Annotated in this window: 17 protein-coding genes; all 17 read left to right on the forward strand. The window is 44.1% G+C overall.

Translation table 11 applies throughout. The annotated features are described in order from the left end of the window. Nucleotides 1-189: 189 nt before the first annotated feature. Nucleotides 190-831, forward strand: coding sequence for a dihydroxyacetone kinase subunit DhaL (gene dhaL, locus GH808_RS13840; protein ID WP_186843382.1), 642 nt, complete (start codon nucleotides 190-192; stop codon nucleotides 829-831). Nucleotides 832-1,196: 365 nt separating this feature from the next. Continuing rightward, on the forward strand, nucleotides 1,197-2,735 hold the full coding sequence (locus GH808_RS13845) for an amidohydrolase (RefSeq protein WP_186843383.1): 1,539 nt from the start codon (nucleotides 1,197-1,199) through the stop codon (nucleotides 2,733-2,735). 17 nt (nucleotides 2,736-2,752) lie between these two features. Beyond that, complete coding sequence (glpK, locus tag GH808_RS13850; protein ID WP_186843384.1) at nucleotides 2,753-4,240, forward strand: glycerol kinase GlpK; 1,488 nt, start codon at nucleotides 2,753-2,755, stop codon at nucleotides 4,238-4,240. 115 nt (nucleotides 4,241-4,355) lie between these two features. Beyond that, entirely contained in the window at nucleotides 4,356-5,264 is a 909-nt protein-coding gene (locus tag GH808_RS13855; protein WP_311135789.1) for a metal ABC transporter substrate-binding protein, read from the forward strand. Next, a complete protein-coding gene (locus GH808_RS13860; RefSeq protein WP_186843394.1) occupies nucleotides 5,264-6,103 on the forward strand; it encodes a metal ABC transporter ATP-binding protein in 840 nt (279 codons plus the stop codon). Before GH808_RS13855 ends, GH808_RS13860 begins: the two co-directional genes overlap by 1 nt. Further along, the gene (locus tag GH808_RS13865; protein WP_186843395.1) at nucleotides 6,103-6,945 is read left to right on the forward strand and encodes a metal ABC transporter permease; all 843 of its coding nucleotides are present in this window, start codon (nucleotides 6,103-6,105) and stop codon (nucleotides 6,943-6,945) included. The genes GH808_RS13860 and GH808_RS13865 overlap by 1 nt, the downstream gene beginning before the upstream one ends. A gap of 43 nt (nucleotides 6,946-6,988) precedes the next feature. Then, nucleotides 6,989-7,444 (forward strand): Fur family transcriptional regulator, encoded by a 456-nt coding sequence (locus tag GH808_RS13870; RefSeq protein ID WP_186843385.1) that lies wholly within the window; start codon nucleotides 6,989-6,991, stop codon nucleotides 7,442-7,444. A gap of 171 nt (nucleotides 7,445-7,615) precedes the next feature. Beyond that, a complete protein-coding gene (locus GH808_RS13875) occupies nucleotides 7,616-8,419 on the forward strand; it encodes an amino acid ABC transporter substrate-binding protein (RefSeq protein ID WP_186843386.1) in 804 nt (267 codons plus the stop codon). Nucleotides 8,420-8,496: 77 nt separating this feature from the next. After that, the gene (locus GH808_RS13880) at nucleotides 8,497-9,159 is read left to right on the forward strand and encodes an amino acid ABC transporter permease (protein ID WP_186843387.1); all 663 of its coding nucleotides are present in this window, start codon (nucleotides 8,497-8,499) and stop codon (nucleotides 9,157-9,159) included. A 10-nt stretch (nucleotides 9,160-9,169) separates the two neighbouring features. Then, nucleotides 9,170-9,964 carry an amino acid ABC transporter ATP-binding protein gene (locus tag GH808_RS13885; RefSeq protein ID WP_207722343.1) on the forward strand — a complete coding sequence of 265 codons (795 nt, stop codon included), beginning with the start codon at nucleotides 9,170-9,172 and terminating at the stop codon, nucleotides 9,962-9,964. 446 nt (nucleotides 9,965-10,410) lie between these two features. After that, entirely contained in the window at nucleotides 10,411-14,064 is a 3,654-nt protein-coding gene (gene rpoB / locus GH808_RS13890) for a DNA-directed RNA polymerase subunit beta (protein WP_186843397.1), read from the forward strand. A 39-nt stretch (nucleotides 14,065-14,103) separates the two neighbouring features. After that, nucleotides 14,104-17,775, forward strand: a complete 3,672-nt coding sequence (gene rpoC, locus GH808_RS13895) for a DNA-directed RNA polymerase subunit beta' (RefSeq protein WP_243166230.1) — start codon at nucleotides 14,104-14,106, stop codon at nucleotides 17,773-17,775. Nucleotides 17,776-17,857: 82 nt separating this feature from the next. Beyond that, a complete protein-coding gene (locus GH808_RS13900; RefSeq protein WP_186843389.1) occupies nucleotides 17,858-18,097 on the forward strand; it encodes a ribosomal L7Ae/L30e/S12e/Gadd45 family protein in 240 nt (79 codons plus the stop codon). A 108-nt stretch (nucleotides 18,098-18,205) separates the two neighbouring features. After that, nucleotides 18,206-18,580 carry a 30S ribosomal protein S12 gene (rpsL, locus tag GH808_RS13905; protein ID WP_186843390.1) on the forward strand — a complete coding sequence of 125 codons (375 nt, stop codon included), beginning with the start codon at nucleotides 18,206-18,208 and terminating at the stop codon, nucleotides 18,578-18,580. 137 nt (nucleotides 18,581-18,717) lie between these two features. After that, nucleotides 18,718-19,188 carry a 30S ribosomal protein S7 gene (gene rpsG / locus GH808_RS13910; protein ID WP_186843391.1) on the forward strand — a complete coding sequence of 157 codons (471 nt, stop codon included), beginning with the start codon at nucleotides 18,718-18,720 and terminating at the stop codon, nucleotides 19,186-19,188. A 40-nt stretch (nucleotides 19,189-19,228) separates the two neighbouring features. Beyond that, nucleotides 19,229-21,301, forward strand: a complete 2,073-nt coding sequence (gene fusA, locus GH808_RS13915) for an elongation factor G (protein WP_186843392.1) — start codon at nucleotides 19,229-19,231, stop codon at nucleotides 21,299-21,301. Between the two features lie 39 nt (nucleotides 21,302-21,340). Beyond that, on the forward strand, nucleotides 21,341-21,441 hold a 101-nt coding region (locus GH808_RS13920; protein ID WP_039861643.1), incomplete at its 3' end, for a GTP-binding protein.

The raw sequence follows: 21,441 nt of genomic DNA on the forward strand, positions 1-21,441 counted from the left end.
TCGAACAATTAAATTCGGTAGGCTCTAGAAAGTCTACACTGTTAAAAAATCAACTCCAGCTATGGATTGACTCTCAGGCCTCTTTTATTAAGGCTTTGTTTGGTCAATTAGGCTGGGAAAGTTGAGTTAATAACAAAACCGGGCAGGCAGTTTTCTGTCTGCCCTTTAATCCATTGACAGGAGAGAATGATGAGTGAATATATACTGAACAAAGACTATTTTATCAAGGTCATCGAAGACCTTGCCGTTTTGGCAGAAGAAAAAAAAGATTATTTTTCGGAACTGGATTCCACCATTGGCGATGGTGATCACGGGATGAACCTGAGCATCGGCTTTCGTGAAGTAACCAAAAATTTGGAAAGCTGGAAAGCAGAAGATATCAGTACCCTGTTCAAAAATGTCGGAACGGCATTGTTGGATAAGGTTGGCGGTGCTTCCGGGCCATTGTACGGCGGGTTTTTCATGAAATTTGGCCTGCCTGTAAAAGGAAAGGAAGAAGTGACTTTTGATGAATTCATCGAGATGATGGAAGCCGGTGTTGCTATTATCGAAAAGCGCGGCAAAGCCAAAGTTGGGGATAAAACCATGGTTGATACGCTGCGACCGGCTGCGGATGCACTAAAGGCTGCTTATGTCGATGAAAAACTGGATCCTAAAGATGCGATGAAAAAAGCAGCTGCAGTCGGATCGGCCGGCTCGGACTCGACGACCCCCATTATAGCAAAAAAGGGACGGGCGATGCGACTGGGTGAACGGGCAATTGGTCACCGCGATGCCGGCTCTGCTTCCAGTGCTGCCATTCTGGAAATTTTTTATAACAATATGCCATAAAGAATTTAATAAGAGCGGAATTCATAAAACATTTTTTAATTTTACAGACACAGAGAAAGTAAAAAAGTAAGTGCCGGAGACAGTGATACTGCAGTTGTTCCCGGCACTGATTTGCCGACAACGGTAAGTAGTTTGTTGAAAATGCTGCGGTGAGAGCCTTGACAATTTTGAGATTAAGGAATAGAATGAGAAAATAAGTAAACCATTACAAAGAGTGACACAGGGCAAGAGTTTAAGAGATGTCCGTATGATACTGTGGGTGCAGCACACCGGGATTTCCTGGATGGTGCCCTCGGTATGATGCGGATTTTTTTCGTATGTCACTTTATTACCTAAGAAATTTATATATGAGGAAGGAGACAACAATGACAAACAAGCTTGCCCTCATTAATGGAGTCGGCATTACTATGGATGAGAACCATCCGCAGTGTCAGGGAATTTATATCAAAGATGGAAAAATTGAAGCTATTGGAAGCACAGCGACCATCAGTAAAATGGCACGTGATGAAAACTCGCAGGTGATCGATCTGCAGGGAAAGACCTTTTTACCGGGACTTCATGACTGCCACGTTCATATGATGAACACCGGATTATCCGCCATCGGCATCGATTTATTTCCGTGCCGGTCCATTGAAGCGGTTCTGCAAACCCTGCAAAGCGAACAGGCACCCAACCGCAAGGAATGGATTTACGGCTATGGCCTTGATGAGTCCCGCTTGGCAGAAAAAAGACCGCCGTCCGCCAGTGAGCTGGATGCTGTGTTTAAAGAGCGCCCCGTCTATCTGGCGGATCGGGGCCTTCATTATACCCAGGTCAATACGGCAGCGATGGAGGCTATGTGCTTTTCAGGAAGTGAAGATGGCCTGATCAAAGATAAAGATGGCAGCTTGACCGGAAGGCTGAAAAACCAGGCTCACAGCCATGCCAGAAAATTCTTTTTTGACAAAATGACAGAAGAACAAAGAGAAACCGCGATCCGCCATACGGCGGATCTGGCGGTAAAAGCCGGGGTGACTACGATTCACGCCATGGAAGGCGGCGATCTTTCGTCGGATGACGACATCCCTGTTTTTCTTAAAATCATCGACAGTCTGCCGGTGCACGTCGTGCTTCACTGGTGCAGCACCAGAATTGAAGAGGTGACTAACAAAGATCTCAATATCATTGGGACCGATATTCTGCTGGATGGCTCCATTGGTTCCCGGACAGCCGCCTTTGAAGAACCCTATGCGGATGATTCCAGCACGAATGGCGAGCTGTATTACGATGACGAATGGATTACCGACTACATTGTTGCGGCGCATCAAAACAAACTTCAGACCGGGTTCCACGTGATTGGACAGCGTGCCATTGCGCAGGTGCTGGACTGTCTTGAAAGAGCATTGGACCAGTATCCCATGGATGACCACCGTTTCAGGCTGGAGCATTTCGGCTTTCCTGATCAGCGGGATATTGAGCGGGCGGCGGATTTGGGGGCAGTCATCTCTACGCAGCCGGCATTCACCTACCTGCGCGGCGGCCCGGACAGCGTTTACGCGGATCGCGTCGGCGCGGAACGAAATCGCCGGGCCTATCCCATTCATGATTTCCTGGAAGCGGGACTCATCGTCAATGGCGGCTCCGATTCCAATGTCACCCCGATTGATTCGCTGCTGGGTATTCATGCGGCAGTTAATCCGCCCTATCTAAGGAATGCGATCAGTCCTTATCAAGCACTGCGGCTGTTCACGATCGATGGGGCATTTGCTGCAAAAGAGGAAAAAATTCGGGGCTCGCTGACACCCGGAAAAGCAGGCGACATCACGGTCGTGTCGGATAATCCCCTGACAGTACCATCTGACTGCATCAAGGACATTGCTGTGGAAATGACCATCTATCAGGGCAATGTTGTCTATCAAAAATAAACAAATGGAGGAGAATAATGAAATATATTTTGGGAATTGATGAAGGTACCACTGGCGTAAAGGTGATGATTTTCGATAAAGCGGTGAATATCATTGCCCAGGCTTATTCGGAATTCACCCAGCATTTTCCGCAATCCGGATGGGTGGAACATGATGCCGGTGAAATCTGGGACGTTACGATGAAGATGGTGGCAGAAGCCCTGAAAAACGGTGATGTCAAACCGACGGAAATTGAGGCCATCGGCATCACCAATCAGCGTGAGACCACGCTGTTCTGGGATAGAAAAACCGGGCAGCCGGTTTGTCGCGCCATTGTCTGGCAGGATCGACGAACCCTGGAAATCTGCGAAGCGCTGGAAGCGAAAGACAGAGATGGCATTGTTGATCGCACCGGAATGGTTATCGTGCCGAATGATGCAGCGACAAAAATTCGCTGGATTCTGGACAATGATAAAAAAGTGAAAGCCGGCGTTGACAATGGCGAGCTGCTCTATGGCACCATCGATACCTGGCTGGTCTGGAAACTGACCGGCGGCCGTGCCCACGTGACCGATTACTCCAATGCCTCTGTCACCCTGCTGCAGAATGCCAGAACCCTGGATTACGATCCGTGGATTCTGGACGAGCTGAAAATTCCGCGGGAGATCCTGCCTGAGCTGAGGACCTCCAGTGAAGTGTATGGCATGACCGATCCGGCGGTTTTCTTTGGTGCGGAAATACCGGTTGCCGGAATTCTGGGGGATCAGCAGGCGGCTGCTTTTGGACAGGGCTGTCTAGAAAAAGGCATGGCGAAAAATACTTACGGCACCGGTTCTTTTATGGTCATGAACACCGGGGATGTCTACGTGCCGCCTTCAGACGGGATTTTCTCGCCGGTGCTCTGGAGCGCCAAAGGCCGAACGGATTATGGCCTGGAAGGTATGGCCGATGTTTCGGGAGCCGTCATTCAGTGGCTCCGGGATGGACTGAACATCATCGATGATGCCAGAGAAGCCGAAAAACTGGCGCTTCAGGTGGAAGACAGTCTCGGGGTATATTTTGTGCCCGCGTTTGTCGGGCTGGGGGCACCCTACTATGATTCATATGCCCGTGGCACCATCATCGGCATTTCGCGCGGCACCACCAAACATCATATCGCCCGGGCCGCACTGGAATCCATGGCGTTCCAGGTGAAGGACGCCTTCAATGTTATGGAAAAGAAATCGGGATTCAAACTGACAAAACTGAGAGCGGATGGCGGCGGAGCCAAGAGTGATTTCATGCTGCAGTTCCAGTCGGACATTCTGGGGATACCGGTGGAACGACCGATCATCACCGAAACGACGACACTGGGAGCCGTTTATGCCGCCGGTCTGGCCGTCGGATACTGGGACAGCTTTGAAGAAATCAACGAGTTCTGGAAAGTCGAAAAGCGTTTTGAGCCTCAGATCAGCGATGCAAAACGCGAGGAACTCTGCGGCTTCTGGGATAAGGCGGTCAAACGATCAGCCGGTTGGCTTAAATAAACAACGCGCACAGATCGATACTACAATTAATCAATCAGGAGTTGCTTTTGCTAAATTTGGGTGTATAATAAAAACAAATGCAAATGCAAATCATTATCATTTGGAGGAAATTGTTGTGCGCTCAAAAAAAATTGGTGTTTTTATTATGTTATTCATTTCTGTTGCTGTTTTAAGCGGGTGTGCGTCAAACAGCGGCCCAATAAAATCGGAGACTTCGGATGGTTTTACAATTGTCACCTCTTTCTATCCGATGTATGTTGAAACAATTAATGTGACGAAAGATGTTCCCGATGTAGAGGTAATCAATATGACACAACCGCAGACAGGCTGTCTCCACGATTATCAGCTGAAACCGCAGGATTTAAAAACCCTTGCGGGAGCAGATGCTTTTGTCGTCAATGGGGCGGGAATGGAGGACTTCCTGGCTGATGTTATCAAACAGGAGAAAAATCTCAAAATTGTGGAAGTCAGTGAAGGCATAGATTTGATCAAAGATGAGTCAGGTGAAGATAATGCCCATGTCTGGGTGAGCATCTCCAACTCGATTATCCAGGTGAAAAATATTGCAGACCAGCTTTCGGAACTGGATCCGGATCATGCGGCAGCATATCAAAGCAATGCGGCGGTCTATATTGCAAAACTAGAAGCGGAGAAAGAAAAAATGCATGCTTCGTTGGATGCTGTCAGCAACCGCGATATCATCACTTTCCATGAAGCGTTCCCGTATTTTGCGAAAGAATTCAATCTGAACATTGTTGATGTGATCGAAAGAGAGCCCGGGACGGCCCCATCGCCGAAAGAGCTAGAAGATACGATAAAACTAATAAAGGCATCAAACGTCAAGGCCCTTTTTGCAGAACCGCAGTATTCGGCAGAGGCTGCCCAGACCATCGCCAATGAAACCGGCGCTAAAGTATACTCGCTGGATCCGGGGGTTACGGGAGAAGCGGATGAATCGGCCGATGACGATTATTTGAAGGTGATGGACAGTAATCTGAAATCGCTGGAAGAGGCGTTAAAATGATGGAACAGTCAAGTGAAGCGAATTTAAATCAGGTGCAAAACGCAACTGTGCATTGTGAAAATGAAGAGAAATGTTCAGGGTTATGCTGCACCAGGGTTGAGCATTTCTGTGTGAGCTTTGGCAATACGAAAGTGCTTGAGGATGTCAACCTGCATATTCATTGCGGCGAACTAACGGCGATTATCGGACCCAATGGCGGGGGGAAAAGCACACTTTTAAAAGCAATGCTTGGTGATGTCAGACATTCGGGGCAGCTGAAATATTTACGGGAACATGGGGAGAACCGGATTCAACCCATCATCGGGTATGTGCCACAGCACCTCAGCTTTGATATCGGTACTCCCACCAGTGTACTGGATCTTTTTATGGTGTGCAATTCAAAAATTCCGGCCTGGTTGACGAGTACAAAAAAAATAAGAAATCGGGTTGAAAAAAGTCTGGCAATTGTCAAATCGGAGCATCTGATCGATCGTAGAATTGGGGCGTTATCCGGTGGTGAGCTGCAACGGGTTCTGCTGGCACTGGCGCTCGATCCGATTCCGGATTTATTGCTTCTGGATGAGCCGGTATCCGGCATTGACCAGAACGGACTGGAAGTTTTCTACGATACCGTATCGGAATTGCGCAGAAAATATGATTTGTCGATTATTCTGATTTCCCATGATTTGGATGTTGTTGAACAGTATGCGGACCGCGTGGTTTTATTGAATGGTCGAGTGCTCGGTAATGGATCGCCGCAAGAAGTTTTCAGTAATGAAATAACGGCCAAAATATTTGGTGCGTCATGGTTTAAAAGAAGATTAAACGACCAGGAAAGCAGTGAGCGGGGTGACCGATGATGTTTGGTTTATGGTATAGCTTAGTTGATGCTCTTTTGCCGTTTCAATGGGCTGGATACGAGTTCATGAAAAATGCGCTGCTGGCTATTTTGCTGATCACGCCACTTTTTGGTTTGCTGGGAACAATGATCGTCAGCAATAAAATGGCTTTCTTTTCAGACGCATTGGGCCATGGTGCTTTCACCGGAATTGCAATTGGCGCGCTGATTGGTCTGGCAAGCCCTGTTTCGGCAGCAGTTGTGTTTTCGATTGTATTTGCGATCATCATCACGGTGATCAAAAACAGAAGCCGGACTTCAACGGATACGATTATTGGTGTATTTTCATCGATAGCCATTGCCCTTGGACTGGTGCTATTGTCTCTGGGTGGCAGTTTTAACAAATACTCATCCTATCTGATCGGGGATTTGCTCAGCATTACACCATCAGAAATCGTGGTGCTGATCATTGTTTTTTTGAGTATCCTTCTTCTTTGGGTTCTGATTTTCAACAAGCTGTTACTGGTCAGCATCAATCAATCCCTGGCGCGCAGTCGGGGGGTCAAAACACTTTTAATTGAAATGGTTTTTACCGCCATCGTGGCGGTCATTGTGACCATTTCAATCCAGTGGGTCGGTCTTCTGATCATCAACTCGCTGCTGGTATTGCCGGCGGCAGGGGCGCGAAACATTACCACGAATGTCAGACAATATACGCTTGTTTCAGTGGTCATCGCGGTATTTTCAGGCATTTGCGGATTGATTGCTTCCTACTATTTGAATACCGCAACCGGAGCCACCATCGTTCTGGTATCCGGCATCCTTTTCTTTTTAACTCTTGCATTTAAAAATAAGTTTGCTTAGAAGAAGCGATTAATAAAGAATTAGCGATGAAAAGAGGAATAATATGAGCGAAACATTATCTCACAAAGAAGCTTTGCAACATAGCGGCTTAAAGAATACCAAACAACGCAGTGCAATCTTGAATATACTTGAAAAAGCCACGCAGCCGTTAAATGCCGATCAGATCTATCTGGCTCTTGTCACTGAAAAGGTCGCGATCAATTTATCGACGGTTTATCGGGTTTTAAACACCCTTGCCGAGAAAGAATTGATCATTAAAACAAGTTCGGTCAGTGATAACAAAGCATTATTCGAACGCAATGATTTTAAACATCAGCATCATCTCGTATGCGTGGAGTGTAAAGAAATCATTCTGGTTGACGAATGCCCTTTTGAGGAATATGAAAAAAAATTAAACGAAAAAATCGGCTTCACCATTCTTGGCCATCAGCTTGAAATCTATGGCATCTGTGATAAGTGTCAGAAACGAATTGAAGAAGAGAACAAGAGAAGTATTTAAAAAAATGGAAAATGAATGCCTGTGATTGAGCATTTCTGCTGAAAAATGCAGAGGTTGTCCCCTTTTCGATTGAAATTTTATCCAGGATTTTAATGTAAAGGACTAGCAATGCACAGTGATAAAGTGTATAATAGCGGGGTAATTATATTAGAAAAAGAGGAGCAAAAAGGAATGAAAAAAAGAAGTATACTCGTGTTAATGCTTACTGTCGTTCTTGTAGCTGGTTTATTTGCTGGCTGTAGCAGTTCGAAAAAAACGGACAGCAAAACAACTGCAAACAATGATGATAAGACGTTTGTTGTTGGTTTAGATGATTCTTTCCCGCCAATGGGCTTCAGAGATGATAAGAATGAAATCGTCGGCTTTGATGTGGATCTGGCAAAAGAAGTTGGTAAGCGGATGGGAATGGAAGTGGTTCTGCAACCGATCAATTGGGATACCAAGGAACTGGAACTTGATTCCGGAAATATCGATGTTATCTGGAATGGCTTGACCATCACAGATGAACGTAAACAGGCCATGGATTTCTCAAAACCATATCTTAAAAACGATCAGGTAATTGTTGTTAAAAACGATTCGACCATTAAAACAAAAGCTGATTTAGCCGGCAAAAATATCGGTCTGCAAAAAGGATCTTCAGCATATGATGCTTATACGGCTGATCCGATCAGTAAAGAGTCGACGATGAATGAATATGAAGAGAATGTTTCAGCACTCAGCGATTTGGGTATTGGCCGTATCGATGCAGTGATCGTGGATTCCGTTGTGGCTCGTTACTATATCAAATCAGAGACTGCGTCTTATACAATTCTGGATGAAAGTCTGTCACCGGAACTCTATGGCGTTGGAATTAAAAAAGGCAATACTGAACTGCAAACAAAAATTCAGAATGCGCTTGATGCGATGATTGCTGATGGAACGGCAGCTGCTATTTCTACTAAATGGTTCGGTGAAGACATTATTTACAAACCATAATTTTTTAAAAAAAATTACTTGTTGAAAGGGGCTTTTGCAATAGCCCCTTTTTTATTTCATTCCTTAGGAGAACGATTATGTCAGATTTTTTAACCTATTTATCAAACATTACTTTGCCGATGCTACAGGGGATGGTTATTACGCTCAGCGTCTTTGCGGTTACCATTGTGTGCTCAATTCCATTAGGTTTTCTTTTTACCATGATGGCCCAGAGTAAAATAAAACCGATAAAAGCCTTTGCCGATGCCTATATTTATGTCATGCGGGGAACGCCCTTGCTGCTTCAATTGATGTTCGTCTATTTCGGCTTGCCGTTATTACCTTTTTTTGGACAATTTCTTATTTTTGAACGCTTCACTGCCGCGTGCATCGCCTTTGGCATGAACTATGCCGCTTATTTTGCGGAGATTTTCCGGGGCGGGCTGCTTGCCATTGACAAGGGGCAATATGAAGCGGCAAAGGTCTTGGGATTGACAAAAATTGAGACGATGACGCGGGTTGTCATTCCACAGATGATTCGGGTCTGCCTGCCGTCAATCAGCAATGAAACCATTACGCTGGTCAAGGACACGGCTTTGATAACGGTTATCGGTGTTGCTGAAATTCTGCACTATGCCAAAACAGCAGTCAACCGGGATGGCGGCACATTTGCTTTTCTGGTTGCCGCCGTCTTATACCTGATGATCAATTTTGTGATCACGATGGTATTCAAGAAGCTTGAAACGAAATATGAATTTTAGGGGAAACAACATGGAAATTATAAAAGTAAATAAACTGAATAAAAGCTTTGGCGATCATCATGTCCTCAACGATATTTCATTTACGGTGAACAAGGGCGATGTGGTGGCGATCATCGGGTCTTCCGGTTCGGGAAAATCAACGTTGCTTCGCTGTCTGATCGATTTGGAGAAAGCGGATAGCGGCGATATCATTATGGAGGGAAAACCCCTGCTTAACGCTGGCGTTTATCCCATTGCTCAGGATATTCGGGCAATTATCATGAGAATGGGTATGGTTTTTCAGCATTTTAATCTGTTCCCGCATCTCACCGTTCGGCAAAATCTGGAATTGGCGCCAAAGGTTGTGAAAAAAGAAGAAAAAGCGCAGATGAATCAGCGATGCGAATCCTATTTAAATAAAGTCGGTTTACTGGAGCGCATTGACGCCATGCCGTCCACTTTGTCGGGAGGGGAAAAACAGCGGGTTGCCATTGCCCGGGCCTTGATGATGAATCCGGATATTCTGCTTTTTGATGAGCCCACATCGGCACTGGACCCGGAACTGACCGGTGAAGTATTGAGTGTCATGCAAAGTCTTGCCAATGAGCATATGACAATGGTGGTGGTAACCCACGAAATGGGCTTTGCCAGAGAAGTTGCAAATAAGGTTCTTTTTATGGATTCCGGAAAAATCCTTGAGGAAGGAACGCCGGAAGACATTTTTAATAACCCACGTGAAAAGAGAACCCAGGAGTTCTTGAGCAGTATTCTCAGAGAACAGAGCAAAAAAGCGACAAAGAAGTATCGGCTTAAAAGTATCAAGTAGGCGATTAACTGGCGGCGGTTCAGAAAATAACGAGTTGAACTTATAGAATATTTATCGAGATATAAAGAAAGCCTTCCCGATTTTATGTTGGGAAGGCTTAATATTTTTTGAAAACAATGCAAAAAAGCACTGTAAAAAAATTGACAAATTAAGAAATGTATGATAGCATATTAAATTGCATTGGTATCTTTTAAAATAAGATTATCAGGCATCCTTGTCATGGATTTTGAAACGGTCAATCGCCTATCGGAGATTCCATAATTACCAACTGATCAAAGGGGAAGTAATGCAGAATCTACGCTAATGAAATTGATTACTTGATTATCATAACACAAGGGGAGATGAAACACAACAGGCAAATTAAGGACGCCAGAAGGAGGAGCTATGGGCCTCATAAATGGCAGTTCGTTGCTGAGTATTTTTGCGAGGGGTGATATTGGATGGTAATGTTGCATCCTGAAAAAACTGGTTTAAGAACACGCCAAAGCTTTTCTAAAATCAAAGAAGTTATTGAAATGCCGAACCTGATCGAGGTTCAGAAAGAATCATATCGATGGTTTATTCAAAAAGGCCTGAGAGAGGTTTTTGACGATATCGATAAGATTGAAGACTACACCGGGAATTTGGTTCTGGAGTTTGTCGATTATTCAATTGAAGGTAAGCCGAAGTATACGGTAGAAGAGTGTAAAGAAAGGGATCAAACCTACTTTATTCCATTAAAAGTGACAGTCCGTTTAATCAACAAGGAAAAAAATGAGGTTAAAGAGCAAAAGGTCTATATGGCCGATTTGCATAAAATGACAGAAACAGGAACCTTCATCGTTAATGGTGCGGAACGTGTTATTGTCAGCCAGCTGGTGAGATCACCAGGGGCATATTATTCTTTAACGCGTGATAAACTTGGAAAGAAATTATTTTCAGCTCAGGTTATTCCAAATCGTGGTGCGTGGCTGGAGTATGAAACAGATTCTAATGATATTATGTACGTTAAAATTGACCGTACCCGTAAATTACCGATCACTGCCCTGATTCGGGCATTGGGTCTGGGAACCAATCAGGAAATTCTTGATTTCTATGGGGATGATTATCGATTAATCGAAACCATTAAAAAAGATGAAAACAATAATATGAAATCAACACGGGATGGCCTCATCGAAATTTACAAGCGATTGAGACCAGGTGAACCACCAACGGTGGAAAGTGCCCAATCCCTGATTAATTCGATGTTTTTTGATGACCGACGATATGATTTGGCAAAAGTCGGCCGACATAAGTACAATAAAAAGCTGGCGCTTGCAACCCGAATCGCGGGCCAGCGTGCAGCGAATACAATTATCGATCCTGAAACGGGAGAAGTTTATGTCGAAGAAGGGGAAATCATCTCCATCGACGTAGCGACAGATATCCAGAATGCGGGTATCAACGTCGTTGATGTCAAAGTGGAAGATAAAACGGTTCGTGTTATCGGAAACGGTTTTGTCGATATCAATGTCCAGGATATTCCCTTTGATATCAGTGATCTGGAAATTAAAGAACTTGTTTTTTATGATGTTCTACAAGAAATTTTAGAATCAGATATGACCGATGAAGAAAAGAAGAAATCCATGAAAAAACGCATGGATGAGTTGGTGCCAAAACACGTACTTATTTCAGATCTTCATGCGTCAATCAGTTATATTATCGGACTCGATTATGATATCGGAGCGATCGATGACATCGACCATTTGGGAAATCGTCGTCTTCGTTCTGTTGGCGAACTGCTCCAGAATCAGTTCAGAATCGGATTATCCCGAATGGAACGTGTTGTTCGTGAAAGAATGTCGGTTCAGGACGATGAAATCCTGACTCCGCAGGGACTGATCAATACGCGTCCCGTAAACGCCGCACTGAAAGAATTCTTCGGTAGTTCACAGTTATCGCAATTTATGGACCAGACGAATCCGCTGGCAGAATTGACGCATAAACGACGTTTGTCTGCTTTGGGACCTGGTGGTCTAAGCCGTGAACGAGCAGGGTTTGAAGTGCGAGATGTTCACCATAGCCATTATGGCCGAATGTGTCCGATTGAAACGCCTGAAGGCCCGAACATCGGGTTGATCGGTTCACTCAGTACTTATGCGCGAGTGAATGAGTATGGTTTCATCGAAGCACCCTATCGGAAAGTATATAATGGGGTTGTAACAGAGGAGATTCATTATCTGGCGGCTGATGAAGAGGGCCGTTATACCATTGCCCAGGCAAATGAACCTTTAGATGAGAACAACCATTTTGCCCGCAAACAGGTTACCGGCCGTGCCGGAAGCATGCGGGATTTTGTACTGATCCCACCGGATCGGGTTGATTATATGGATATTTCGCCAAAACAGGTTGTTTCTGTGGCGACATCGCTGATTCCCTTCCTTGAAAATGATGATGCCAACCGAGCGCTTATGGGGGCCAACATGCAGCGTCAGGCGGTTCCACTGCTTATTCCAAAAGCACCGGTTATCGGTACGGGGATGGAATGCAAGGCTGCTTATGATTCCGGCGTCTGTGTCATCGCCCAAAATGCGGGAATTGTTGAACGTGTTGAAGCTTCGGCCGTTCACATCCGAACGGATAACGGCGAGCTTGATAAATACACACTCTTGAAATTCAAACGCTCTAATCAGGGCACCTGCATGAATCACAAGCCGCTGGTTAACAAAGGCCAACGGATTGAGGCAGGCGAGATCATCGCGGATGGTCCTTCAACTGAAATGGGAGAATTGGCACTTGGCCGAAACATCCTGATCGGATTTATGACCTGGGAAGGTTATAATTATGAAGATGCGATGCTCATCAATGAAAAATTATTAAAGGAAGATGTCTTTACTTCCATTCACGTTGAAGAATTTGAAGCCGAAGCCCGGGAAACCAAGCTCGGACCAGAGGAAATCACACGCGATATTCCTAATGTCAGCGAAGATGCACTTAAGAATCTGGATGAACGCGGAATTATCTTTGTCGGTGCTGAAGTAAAATCCGACGATATTCTGGTTGGTAAGGTTACTCCCAAAGGGGAGACCGATCTTTCTGCCGAAGAAAAGCTGTTAAGAGCAATATTTGGCGAAAAAGCCCGTGAAATCAGAGACACATCGTTGAAGGTTCCCCATGGAGAATCCGGAATCGTTTTGGATGTTAAAGTGTTCTCTCGAGAGAATAAAGATGAAGACCTCAAACCGGGTGTCAACACACTGGTTCGCGTCCTTATCGCTGTAAAACGTCGCATCTCAGTCGGTGATAAAATGGCTGGTCGGCATGGAAACAAGGGGGTTATTTCCCGAATCCTGCCGGAAGAAGATATGCCGTTTATGCCTGATGGCACACCACTTGAGATTGTTCTTAATCCGCTTGGGGTTCCGTCCCGTATGAATATCGGTCAGGTTCTGGAGGTTCATCTGGGACTGGCGATGAGGCAAATCGGCTGGCATATTGCCACGCCTGTTTTTGACCCCGCAAATGAAGATGATATCATGGAACTATTGGATCAAGCTGGTCTGCCGCAGGACGGTAAAATTCAGCTTTTCGATGGCCGCAGCGGAGAACCTTTCGATAATCCGGTAACCGTCGGTTACATGTATATGCTTAAACTACATCATTTGGTTGATGATAAAATGCATGCGCGATCAACTGGACCATACTCCCTTGTTACGCAGCAGCCTTTGGGTGGAAAAGCCCAGTTTGGTGGCCAGCGCTTTGGGGAAATGGAAGTTTGGGCGCTGGAAGCTTATGGCGCCGCGCATACCCTGCAGGAAATTTTGACGATCAAGTCAGATGACGTTGTCGGACGGGTTAAAGCCTATGAAGCAATTGTCAAGGGCGAAAATATTCCCAAGCCAGGTATTCCAGAGTCATTTAAAGTACTGATCAAAGAATTCCAGAGTTTGGCATTGGATGTTAACATCCTCAATGATCAGGAAATGGTTAAACATCTTGACGATGAGTTGGATGAACGCGACCCATTGGAAGAATTGGCGATTGAAATCGGCAGTCCTGAAATTACAGACCTGGATGAGAGCGAGCTGGAAGAATCTTTCCAGATTAAGAGCATAGATGATAATGACGACGACTTATTATAAGTTAAATAAATTTATTAAAGAAGGGAGCGAAGCCATTTGTTGAACGAGGAATTCACCTTCAAATCCTTACAAATCGGATTGGCATCACCTGAAAAAATCAGAGAGTGGTCACGCGGAGAAGTTAAGAAACCGGAAACTATTAATTATAGAACCCTGAAACCGGAAAAAGAGGGGTTGTTTTGCGAGAAAATCTTTGGACCGCAGAAAGACTGGGAATGTAATTGTGGAAAATATAAACGTATTCGCCATAAAGGCATTGTCTGTGAAAACTGTGGTGTTGAGGTAACAAAGTCTAAGGTAAGACGTGAACGGATGGGGCATATTGAATTAGCTTCGCCGGTTTCACATATCTGGTATTTTAAAGGAATCCCCAGTCGAATGGGACTGATTCTTGAAATGTCACCGAGAAATCTGGAAAAAATTATTTATTTTGCTGCCTATGTAGTAACAGACCCCGGCGAAAGTAATTTTGAATACAAACAGATTCTGACAGAAGCAGAATACAAAGAAGCAAAAAAACAATTTGGCAATAAATTCACAGCCAATATCGGGGCAGAAGCCATTCAGGAATTATTGAAAATGGTTGATCTTGATCAGGAATCGGCTGTGCTCAGAGAAGAGCTCAAAGGGAGCTCCGGTCAGAAAAAAATTCGAATCGCCAGACGATTAGAAGCAGTGGAAGCGTTCAGAAATTCCAACAACCGTCCAGAGTGGATGATCCTGGAAGCGATTCCGGTTATTCCACCTGAGCTGCGACCAATGGTGCAGCTGGATGGTGGGCGTTTTGCAACATCTGATTTAAATGATTTGTATCGCAGAGTCATCAATCGTAATAATCGTCTTTTAAAACTGCTGGAGTTGGATGCTCCGGATATCATTGTTCAAAATGAAAAACGAATGCTTCAGGAAGCAGTCGATGCGCTGATTGACAATGGCCGACGCGGCCGGGCTGTTACCGGACCGGGAAATCGCCCGTTCAAATCTTTGAGTGATATGCTCAAAGGAAAGCAAGGCCGTTTCCGTCAGAACCTTTTAGGAAAACGTGTCGATTATTCCGGACGTTCAGTTATCGTTGTTGGACCAAATCTGAAAATGTACCAATGCGGACTGCCTAAGGAAATGGCAATTGAGTTGTTCAAACCATTTGTTATGAAAGAACTGGTCGGACGTAACTTATCCCAGAATATAAAAAGTGCGAAAAAAATGGTCGAAAAACTGGACCCCGTGATTTGGGACGTTCTGGAAGATGTTATCCAGGAACATCCGGTTCTACTAAACCGGGCACCAACCCTTCATCGCTTGGGTATTCAGGCTTTTGAACCAATTCTGGTCGAGGGTAAAGCGATTAAGCTTCATCCACTGGTATGTACAGCATACAATGCCGATTTTGATGGCGACCAGATGGCTGTCCATGTACCGCTATCAGTTGAAGCACAGGCCGAAGCGCGGTTCCTGATGCTGGCATCAAATAATATTCTCAAGCCGCAGGACGGAACACCGGTTGTATCACCAACCCAGGATATGATTCTTGGTTCTTATTACATGACAATCGTCAAAGAAAATGTAAGAGGAACTGGAAGTGTATTCAGAGATCTCGATGAAATGGAAATGGCGTACTTCAATAAAGAAGTTGAGCTGCATGCAGTGGTCAAAGTCCGAATTACTAAAGAGATTGATGGCGAACAGATGACCCGATTAGTTGAGGGTTCGGTGGGACGATTCATTTTCAACACGATCATTCCACAGGAACTTGGTTTTGTAAAACGTGATACATTAGAAGAAAAATTTGCACTGGAAATTGACAGACAAGTCAATAAAAAAGTATTGACTGAGATTGTTGATCGCTGCTATAAGCGCTTTGGACCGACTAAAACATCTGAAGTTCTGGATGAAATTAAAGGTATGGGCTTTAAATTCTCAACCAAAGGTGCCATCACCGTTGGCGTCAGTGATATGGAAGTGCCGAAGAATAAAGAAGAAATTCTGTCTCGCGCGGATGATAAAATCGCAGAAAATCTGACATTGTACCGACAAGGTTTCATCAGTGACGAAGAACGTTACAATAATGTCGTGTCAATTTGGAATGGAGCAACGGATGAAGTTACCGATGCCCTGCTGGATCATCTGGACGCCTGGAATCCAATCAACATGATGGCCGATTCCGGTGCCCGTGGTAGTAAGAACCAGATCAGACAACTTGCGGGAATGCGTGGTTTGATGGCCAACCCAACCGGTCGAATCATCGAGCTGCCAATTCGTTCAAACTTCCGTGAAGGTCTGAATGTTCTTGAGTTCTTCTCGTCCACCCATGGTGCGCGAAAAGGACTTGCGGATACCGCCCTCCGAACAGCCGACTCGGGTTATTTGACACGACGTCTTGTTGATGTCAGCCAGGATGTTATTGTTCGTGAAGAAGACTGTGGCACCGAGCGCGGATATGAAGTTTATACGATCAATGACCACGGTGAAATTATTGAGACATTGGCAGAACGACTGGTGGGCAGATATGCATTTGAAGATATCATCCATCCGGAAACAGGAGAAATCCTCGTACCGGCCAACGAAATGATTAGTGTCGATGCGACCGAAGCGATTATTCACGCTGGAATTGAAAGAGTACAGATCCGTTCTGTCCTTAACTGTAAGTCGAAACATGGTGTCTGTAAAAAATGCTACGGCGCCGATTTGACAACCTGGAGACCGGTTGAAATCGGAGAAGCTGTCGGTATTATCGCCGCTCAGTCAATCGGAGAACCGGGTACCCAGCTGACCATGCGTACCTTCCATACCGGCGGGGTTGCATCAGCTGAAGATATCACCCAGGGTCTTCCACGTATTGAAGAGCTTTTTGAAGCCCGTAAGCCAAAAGGTCAGGCCATTATTTCGGAAATTGACGGTCGTGTAGAAATTCAGGATACCCAAAAGAAAACAGAAGCAGTTATTACCGGATCAGATGGAGAAATGAAAGTTTATCTCATTCCGTATGGCTCACGATTGCGTGTTCATACCGGCGATAACGTGAAAGCCGGGGATGAAATCACGGAAGGTTCCATCAATCCAAGTGATATTTTAAGAATTCAGGGAATTGATCATGTTCAGCAATACCTCCTTCAGGAAGTACAGAAAGTTTACCGTCTCCAGGGGGTTCACATCGGGGATAAACATATTGAATTGATTTGTCGTCAGATGCTGAGAAAAGTAAAAATCGAAAATCCTGGGGATACCAACCTTCTTTCAGGAAGCATGGTTGATATTTTCACTTTTGAAGACGAAAATGAGATTGCGTTGGAAGCAGGTAAAGAACCCGCTACAGCCGGCCGAGAATTATTGGGTATTACCAAAGCTTCGCTGGCGACCGATTCATTCCTGTCAGCAGCCTCTTTCCAGGAAACAACACGAGTTCTGACCGATGCTGCCATCAAAGGCAAAGTCGATCCACTGATCGGACTCAAGGAAAATGTCATCATCGGTCAATTGATACCAGCCGGTACCGGCGTCAGCCGATATGCTGATATGGAACTCACTTATGACCGTGAGGAAGAAGACGTTGATGAAGAGTTCGATGAACTTGAAGAAAGTACGGAGATCCTGGATATTGTTTTTGACGATGAGATTCTCGATGCTCATGTGGAGGAAACTCAAGAAGAGACAGATGAAGCAATTATCACCGATCTGGATATTTTTGATCTGGATTTCTTGACAAAAGAATAATTCTTGACAATTTCCCGGCAAACAGGTATAGTTAATAGGCGTGTTTAAAAGAAACACATCAACAGCAAGGAGAAGAAACGCTATGAATCAATTTGTTGATGTTTCAAAAGTAATTGGAATGAAACAAACCCTTAAAGCTGTGAAAGAAGAAAAAGCGCTTAAAGTATTTTTGGCAGAAGATACCGATGAGAGTATCAAAAAAAGCATCATCGAATGCTGCAATGATCATCATGTGCCAGTAGAGCGGGTTGAAACGAAAGTTGGACTCGGAAAGGCTGGCGGCATTGATCGTGGAGCAGCAGTGATTGCGATTATTAAATAAACTGAATTGGGATTGCCGCCTTTGAAGGCATTCCCAATTCTTTGATGAAGTCATTGATGACCCTAGCGGGTTATTGATATATTATTTTAAAAGGAGGTGCAGGACTAAATGCCTACCATTAATCAGCTTGTGAAAAAAGGAAGAAAACGCATGGAAGATAAAACAAAGACTCCAGCGTTGAAAGCAAATCCTCAAAAAAGAGGTGTATGTACAGCAGTTAGAACATCCACACCAAAGAAACCAAACTCTGCGTTAAGAAAAATTGCCAGAGTACGTCTCGTAAACGGAATGGAAGTGACTGCTTATATTCCAGGTATCGGCCATAATTTACAGGAACATAGTATTGTTCTTATTAAAGGCGGACGTGTTAAGGATTTACCAGGGGTTCGTTACAAAATTATCCGTGGTGCTCTTGATACCGCTGGTGTTGATGCTCGTAGACAAGCTCGATCCAAATACGGGGCTAAAAAGCCTAAAAAGTAGTAGTGCATAGTGCTGCATATTAAAGCGCTCGTGGATGATCGAGACCAAATATATGTTAGAGACGCTATACGCACAACAACGTAACGTTGGATGTCGAGTACCGATGAACATAAAAAAATGTTAAGGAGGGAAGTAAAGTGCCTAGAAAAGGACCTGTTCCAAAAAGAGAAGTTTTACCTGATCCAATCTATGGAAGCATTGTTGTAACAAAATTAGTCAACAACATCATGCTGGATGGGAAAAAGGGTGTTGCCCAAAAAATTGTATATGAAGCATTTGCAAAAGTAAATGAAAAAACCGGAAAAGATGCGCTTGAAGCGTTTGAAGAAGCGTTAGCAAACATTACTCCTGTTTTAGAAGTTAAAGCTCGCCGAGTCGGTGGTGCTACATATCAAGTTCCAATGGAAATAAGAACTGAACGTAAACAAGCTTTAGGGCTGCGTTGGTTAGTTAATTATTCCAGAAAACGATCAGAAAAAACAATGAAAGATCGTTTGGCTGGAGAAATCATGGATGCACTGAATAATAGTGGTGCAGCTGTTAAGAAAAAAGATGATACACACGCTATGGCAGAAGCTAACAAAGCTTTCGCACACTATCGTTGGTAAGTCTTTATTTAAAAATTAGAAATAAGAGAGGAAAGCATCTGTGTCAAGAAGTTATAGTTTAGAAAAAACAAGAAATATAGGTATTATGGCACATATTGATGCAGGAAAAACCACTACCACAGAAAGAATCCTGTTCTATTCCGGAAAAATTCACAAAATTGGAGAAACCCATGATGGGGGAGCTCAAATGGACTGGATGGAACAGGAACAGGAAAGAGGTATTACCATTACCTCAGCAGCGACAACATGTTTCTGGAATGAAAATCGTATCAATATTATTGATACGCCAGGACACGTTGATTTTACCGTTGAAGTTGAACGATCTTTAAGAGTTCTTGACGGTTCTGTCGCTGTATTCTGTGCAAAAGGTGGCGTTGAACCTCAATCAGAGACAGTATGGCGTCAAGCCGATAAATATCATGTTCCAAGAATGGCCTATATCAACAAGATGGATATTACTGGAGCAGATTTTTATAATGTACTGGCAATGATGGAGGATCGTTTAAACGCGAATCCTGTTCCAATTCAATTACCTATTGGAAAAGAAAGTGACTTTATCGGAATTATTGACCTGATTCAAATGAATGCCGAAATTTACAAAGATGATTTAGGCGAAGTCATTGAAGTTGTTGATATTCCTGAAGATATGGCAGATTTAGCTGCTGAATACCGGGAAAAGATGATCGAATCCATTTCGGATTATGATGAATCAATCCTGGAAAAATTCCTTGAAGGCGAAAAAATTGGTGTTGATGAAATCAAGGCTGCTATTCGTAAAGCAACATTGAACAATGAAATTGTTCCTGTTGTCTGCGGTTCATCCTACAAAAACAAAGGCGTTCAGCCAATGCTGGATGCAATCGTCGATTTTATGCCATCACCACTTGATGTACCTCCAATCACAGGAATTAATCCTAATACTGAGAAAGAAGAAGTTCGACACGCAAGTGATGAAGAACCATTCTCAGCATTGGCGTTTAAAATCATGACTGACCCGTTTGTCGGTAAACTTGCATTCTTTAGAGTTTATTCAGGAACCATTAACTCCGGTTCTTATATTTACAACTCTTCCAAAGGCAAAAGAGAACGTCTCGGACGTATTCTGCAAATGCATGCGAACCATCGTGAAGAAATATCAACCGTATATACGGGAGATATTGCCGCTGCAGTTGGGTTGAAAGACACGACAACAGGGGATACTCTTTGTGTTGATACAGCACCGATTATTCTGGAATCCATGGTATTCCCAGAACCAGTAATCCATGTTGCTGTTGAACCTAAGACAAAAGCTGGTCAGGAAAAAATGAGTACAGCGTTAGCAAAACTGGCTGAAGAAGATCCAACATTCAGAATCAGAACTGACGAAGAAACCGGTCAGACGATTATTTCTGGTATGGGAGAACTTCACCTGGATGTTATCATCGATCGTATGCTTCGAGAATTCAAGGTTGAAGCTAATATTGGTGCACCTCAGGTAGCTTACAAAGAATCCATTACCAAAGCAGTTGATGCTGAAGGTAAATTTGCCCGTCAGTCTGGTGGACGTGGTCAGTATGGTCATTGTCTGATTCATATGGAACCAGTTGAACCAGGTACTGGCTATGTCTTCGAAAACAAGACAGTTGGGGGATCAATTCCAAAAGAATTCATTAACCCGATTAACCAGGGGATTGTGGAAGCAATGCGCAATGGTGTATTGGCCGGCTATCCGGTACTTGATCTTAAAGTTACCGTTTATGACGGATCTTACCATGACGTGGATTCATCCGAAATGGCATTTAAAGTTGCCGGATCGATGGCGTTCAAAAATGGTATGAGAAAAGCTGATCCTGTAATTCTGGAACCGATATTCGCTCTGGAAGTTGTCATTCCAGAAGAATACATGGGTGACGTAATTGGAGATATCAGTTCTCGACGTGGCCGTGTTGAAGGAATGGAAATGCGTGGCGGCGCTCAGATCGTCAAAGCGATGGTACCATTATCTGAAATGTTCGGTTACGCAACTGCATTAAGAAGTAAAACTCAGGGTCGTGGCCTTTCCACGATGCAGTTCTCACATTATGAAGCAGTACCTAAAACAGTTTCTGAAGAAATAATTGAAGGCCGAAAATAATAACGAAACTAACAAAATAAATTTTAAGGAGAATAACAAATGGCAAAAGCAAAATTTGAAAGAAATAAGCCCCATGTAAATGTTGGAACAATCGGACATGTCGATCATGGTAAAACGACATTAACAGCAGCAATTACATT

The sequence above is a fragment of the Acetobacterium fimetarium genome (assembly GCF_014284475.1).
GTDB lineage: Bacteria > Bacillota > Clostridia > Eubacteriales > Eubacteriaceae > Acetobacterium > Acetobacterium fimetarium.

What these genes read in the sequence shown, in the direction of transcription:
- GH808_RS13875 (WP_186843386.1), top strand. Translation starts at nt 7,616, where the DNA reads ATGAAAAAAAGAAGTATACTCGTGTTAATGCTTACTGTCGTTCTTGTA.
- GH808_RS13880 (WP_186843387.1), top strand. Translation starts at nt 8,497, where the DNA reads ATGTCAGATTTTTTAACCTATTTATCAAACATTACTTTGCCGATGCTA.
- rpoB (WP_186843397.1), top strand. Translation starts at nt 10,411, where the DNA reads ATGTTGCATCCTGAAAAAACTGGTTTAAGAACACGCCAAAGCTTTTCT.
- rpsL (WP_186843390.1), top strand. Translation starts at nt 18,206, where the DNA reads ATGCCTACCATTAATCAGCTTGTGAAAAAAGGAAGAAAACGCATGGAA.
- GH808_RS13900 (WP_186843389.1), top strand. Translation starts at nt 17,858, where the DNA reads ATGAATCAATTTGTTGATGTTTCAAAAGTAATTGGAATGAAACAAACC.
- GH808_RS13865 (WP_186843395.1), top strand. Translation starts at nt 6,103, where the DNA reads ATGTTTGGTTTATGGTATAGCTTAGTTGATGCTCTTTTGCCGTTTCAA.
- glpK (WP_186843384.1), top strand. Translation starts at nt 2,753, where the DNA reads ATGAAATATATTTTGGGAATTGATGAAGGTACCACTGGCGTAAAGGTG.
- GH808_RS13845 (WP_186843383.1), top strand. Translation starts at nt 1,197, where the DNA reads ATGACAAACAAGCTTGCCCTCATTAATGGAGTCGGCATTACTATGGAT.
- GH808_RS13870 (WP_186843385.1), top strand. Translation starts at nt 6,989, where the DNA reads ATGAGCGAAACATTATCTCACAAAGAAGCTTTGCAACATAGCGGCTTA.
- dhaL (WP_186843382.1), top strand. Translation starts at nt 190, where the DNA reads ATGAGTGAATATATACTGAACAAAGACTATTTTATCAAGGTCATCGAA.
- GH808_RS13885 (WP_207722343.1), top strand. Translation starts at nt 9,170, where the DNA reads ATGGAAATTATAAAAGTAAATAAACTGAATAAAAGCTTTGGCGATCAT.
- GH808_RS13860 (WP_186843394.1), top strand. Translation starts at nt 5,264, where the DNA reads ATGGAACAGTCAAGTGAAGCGAATTTAAATCAGGTGCAAAACGCAACT.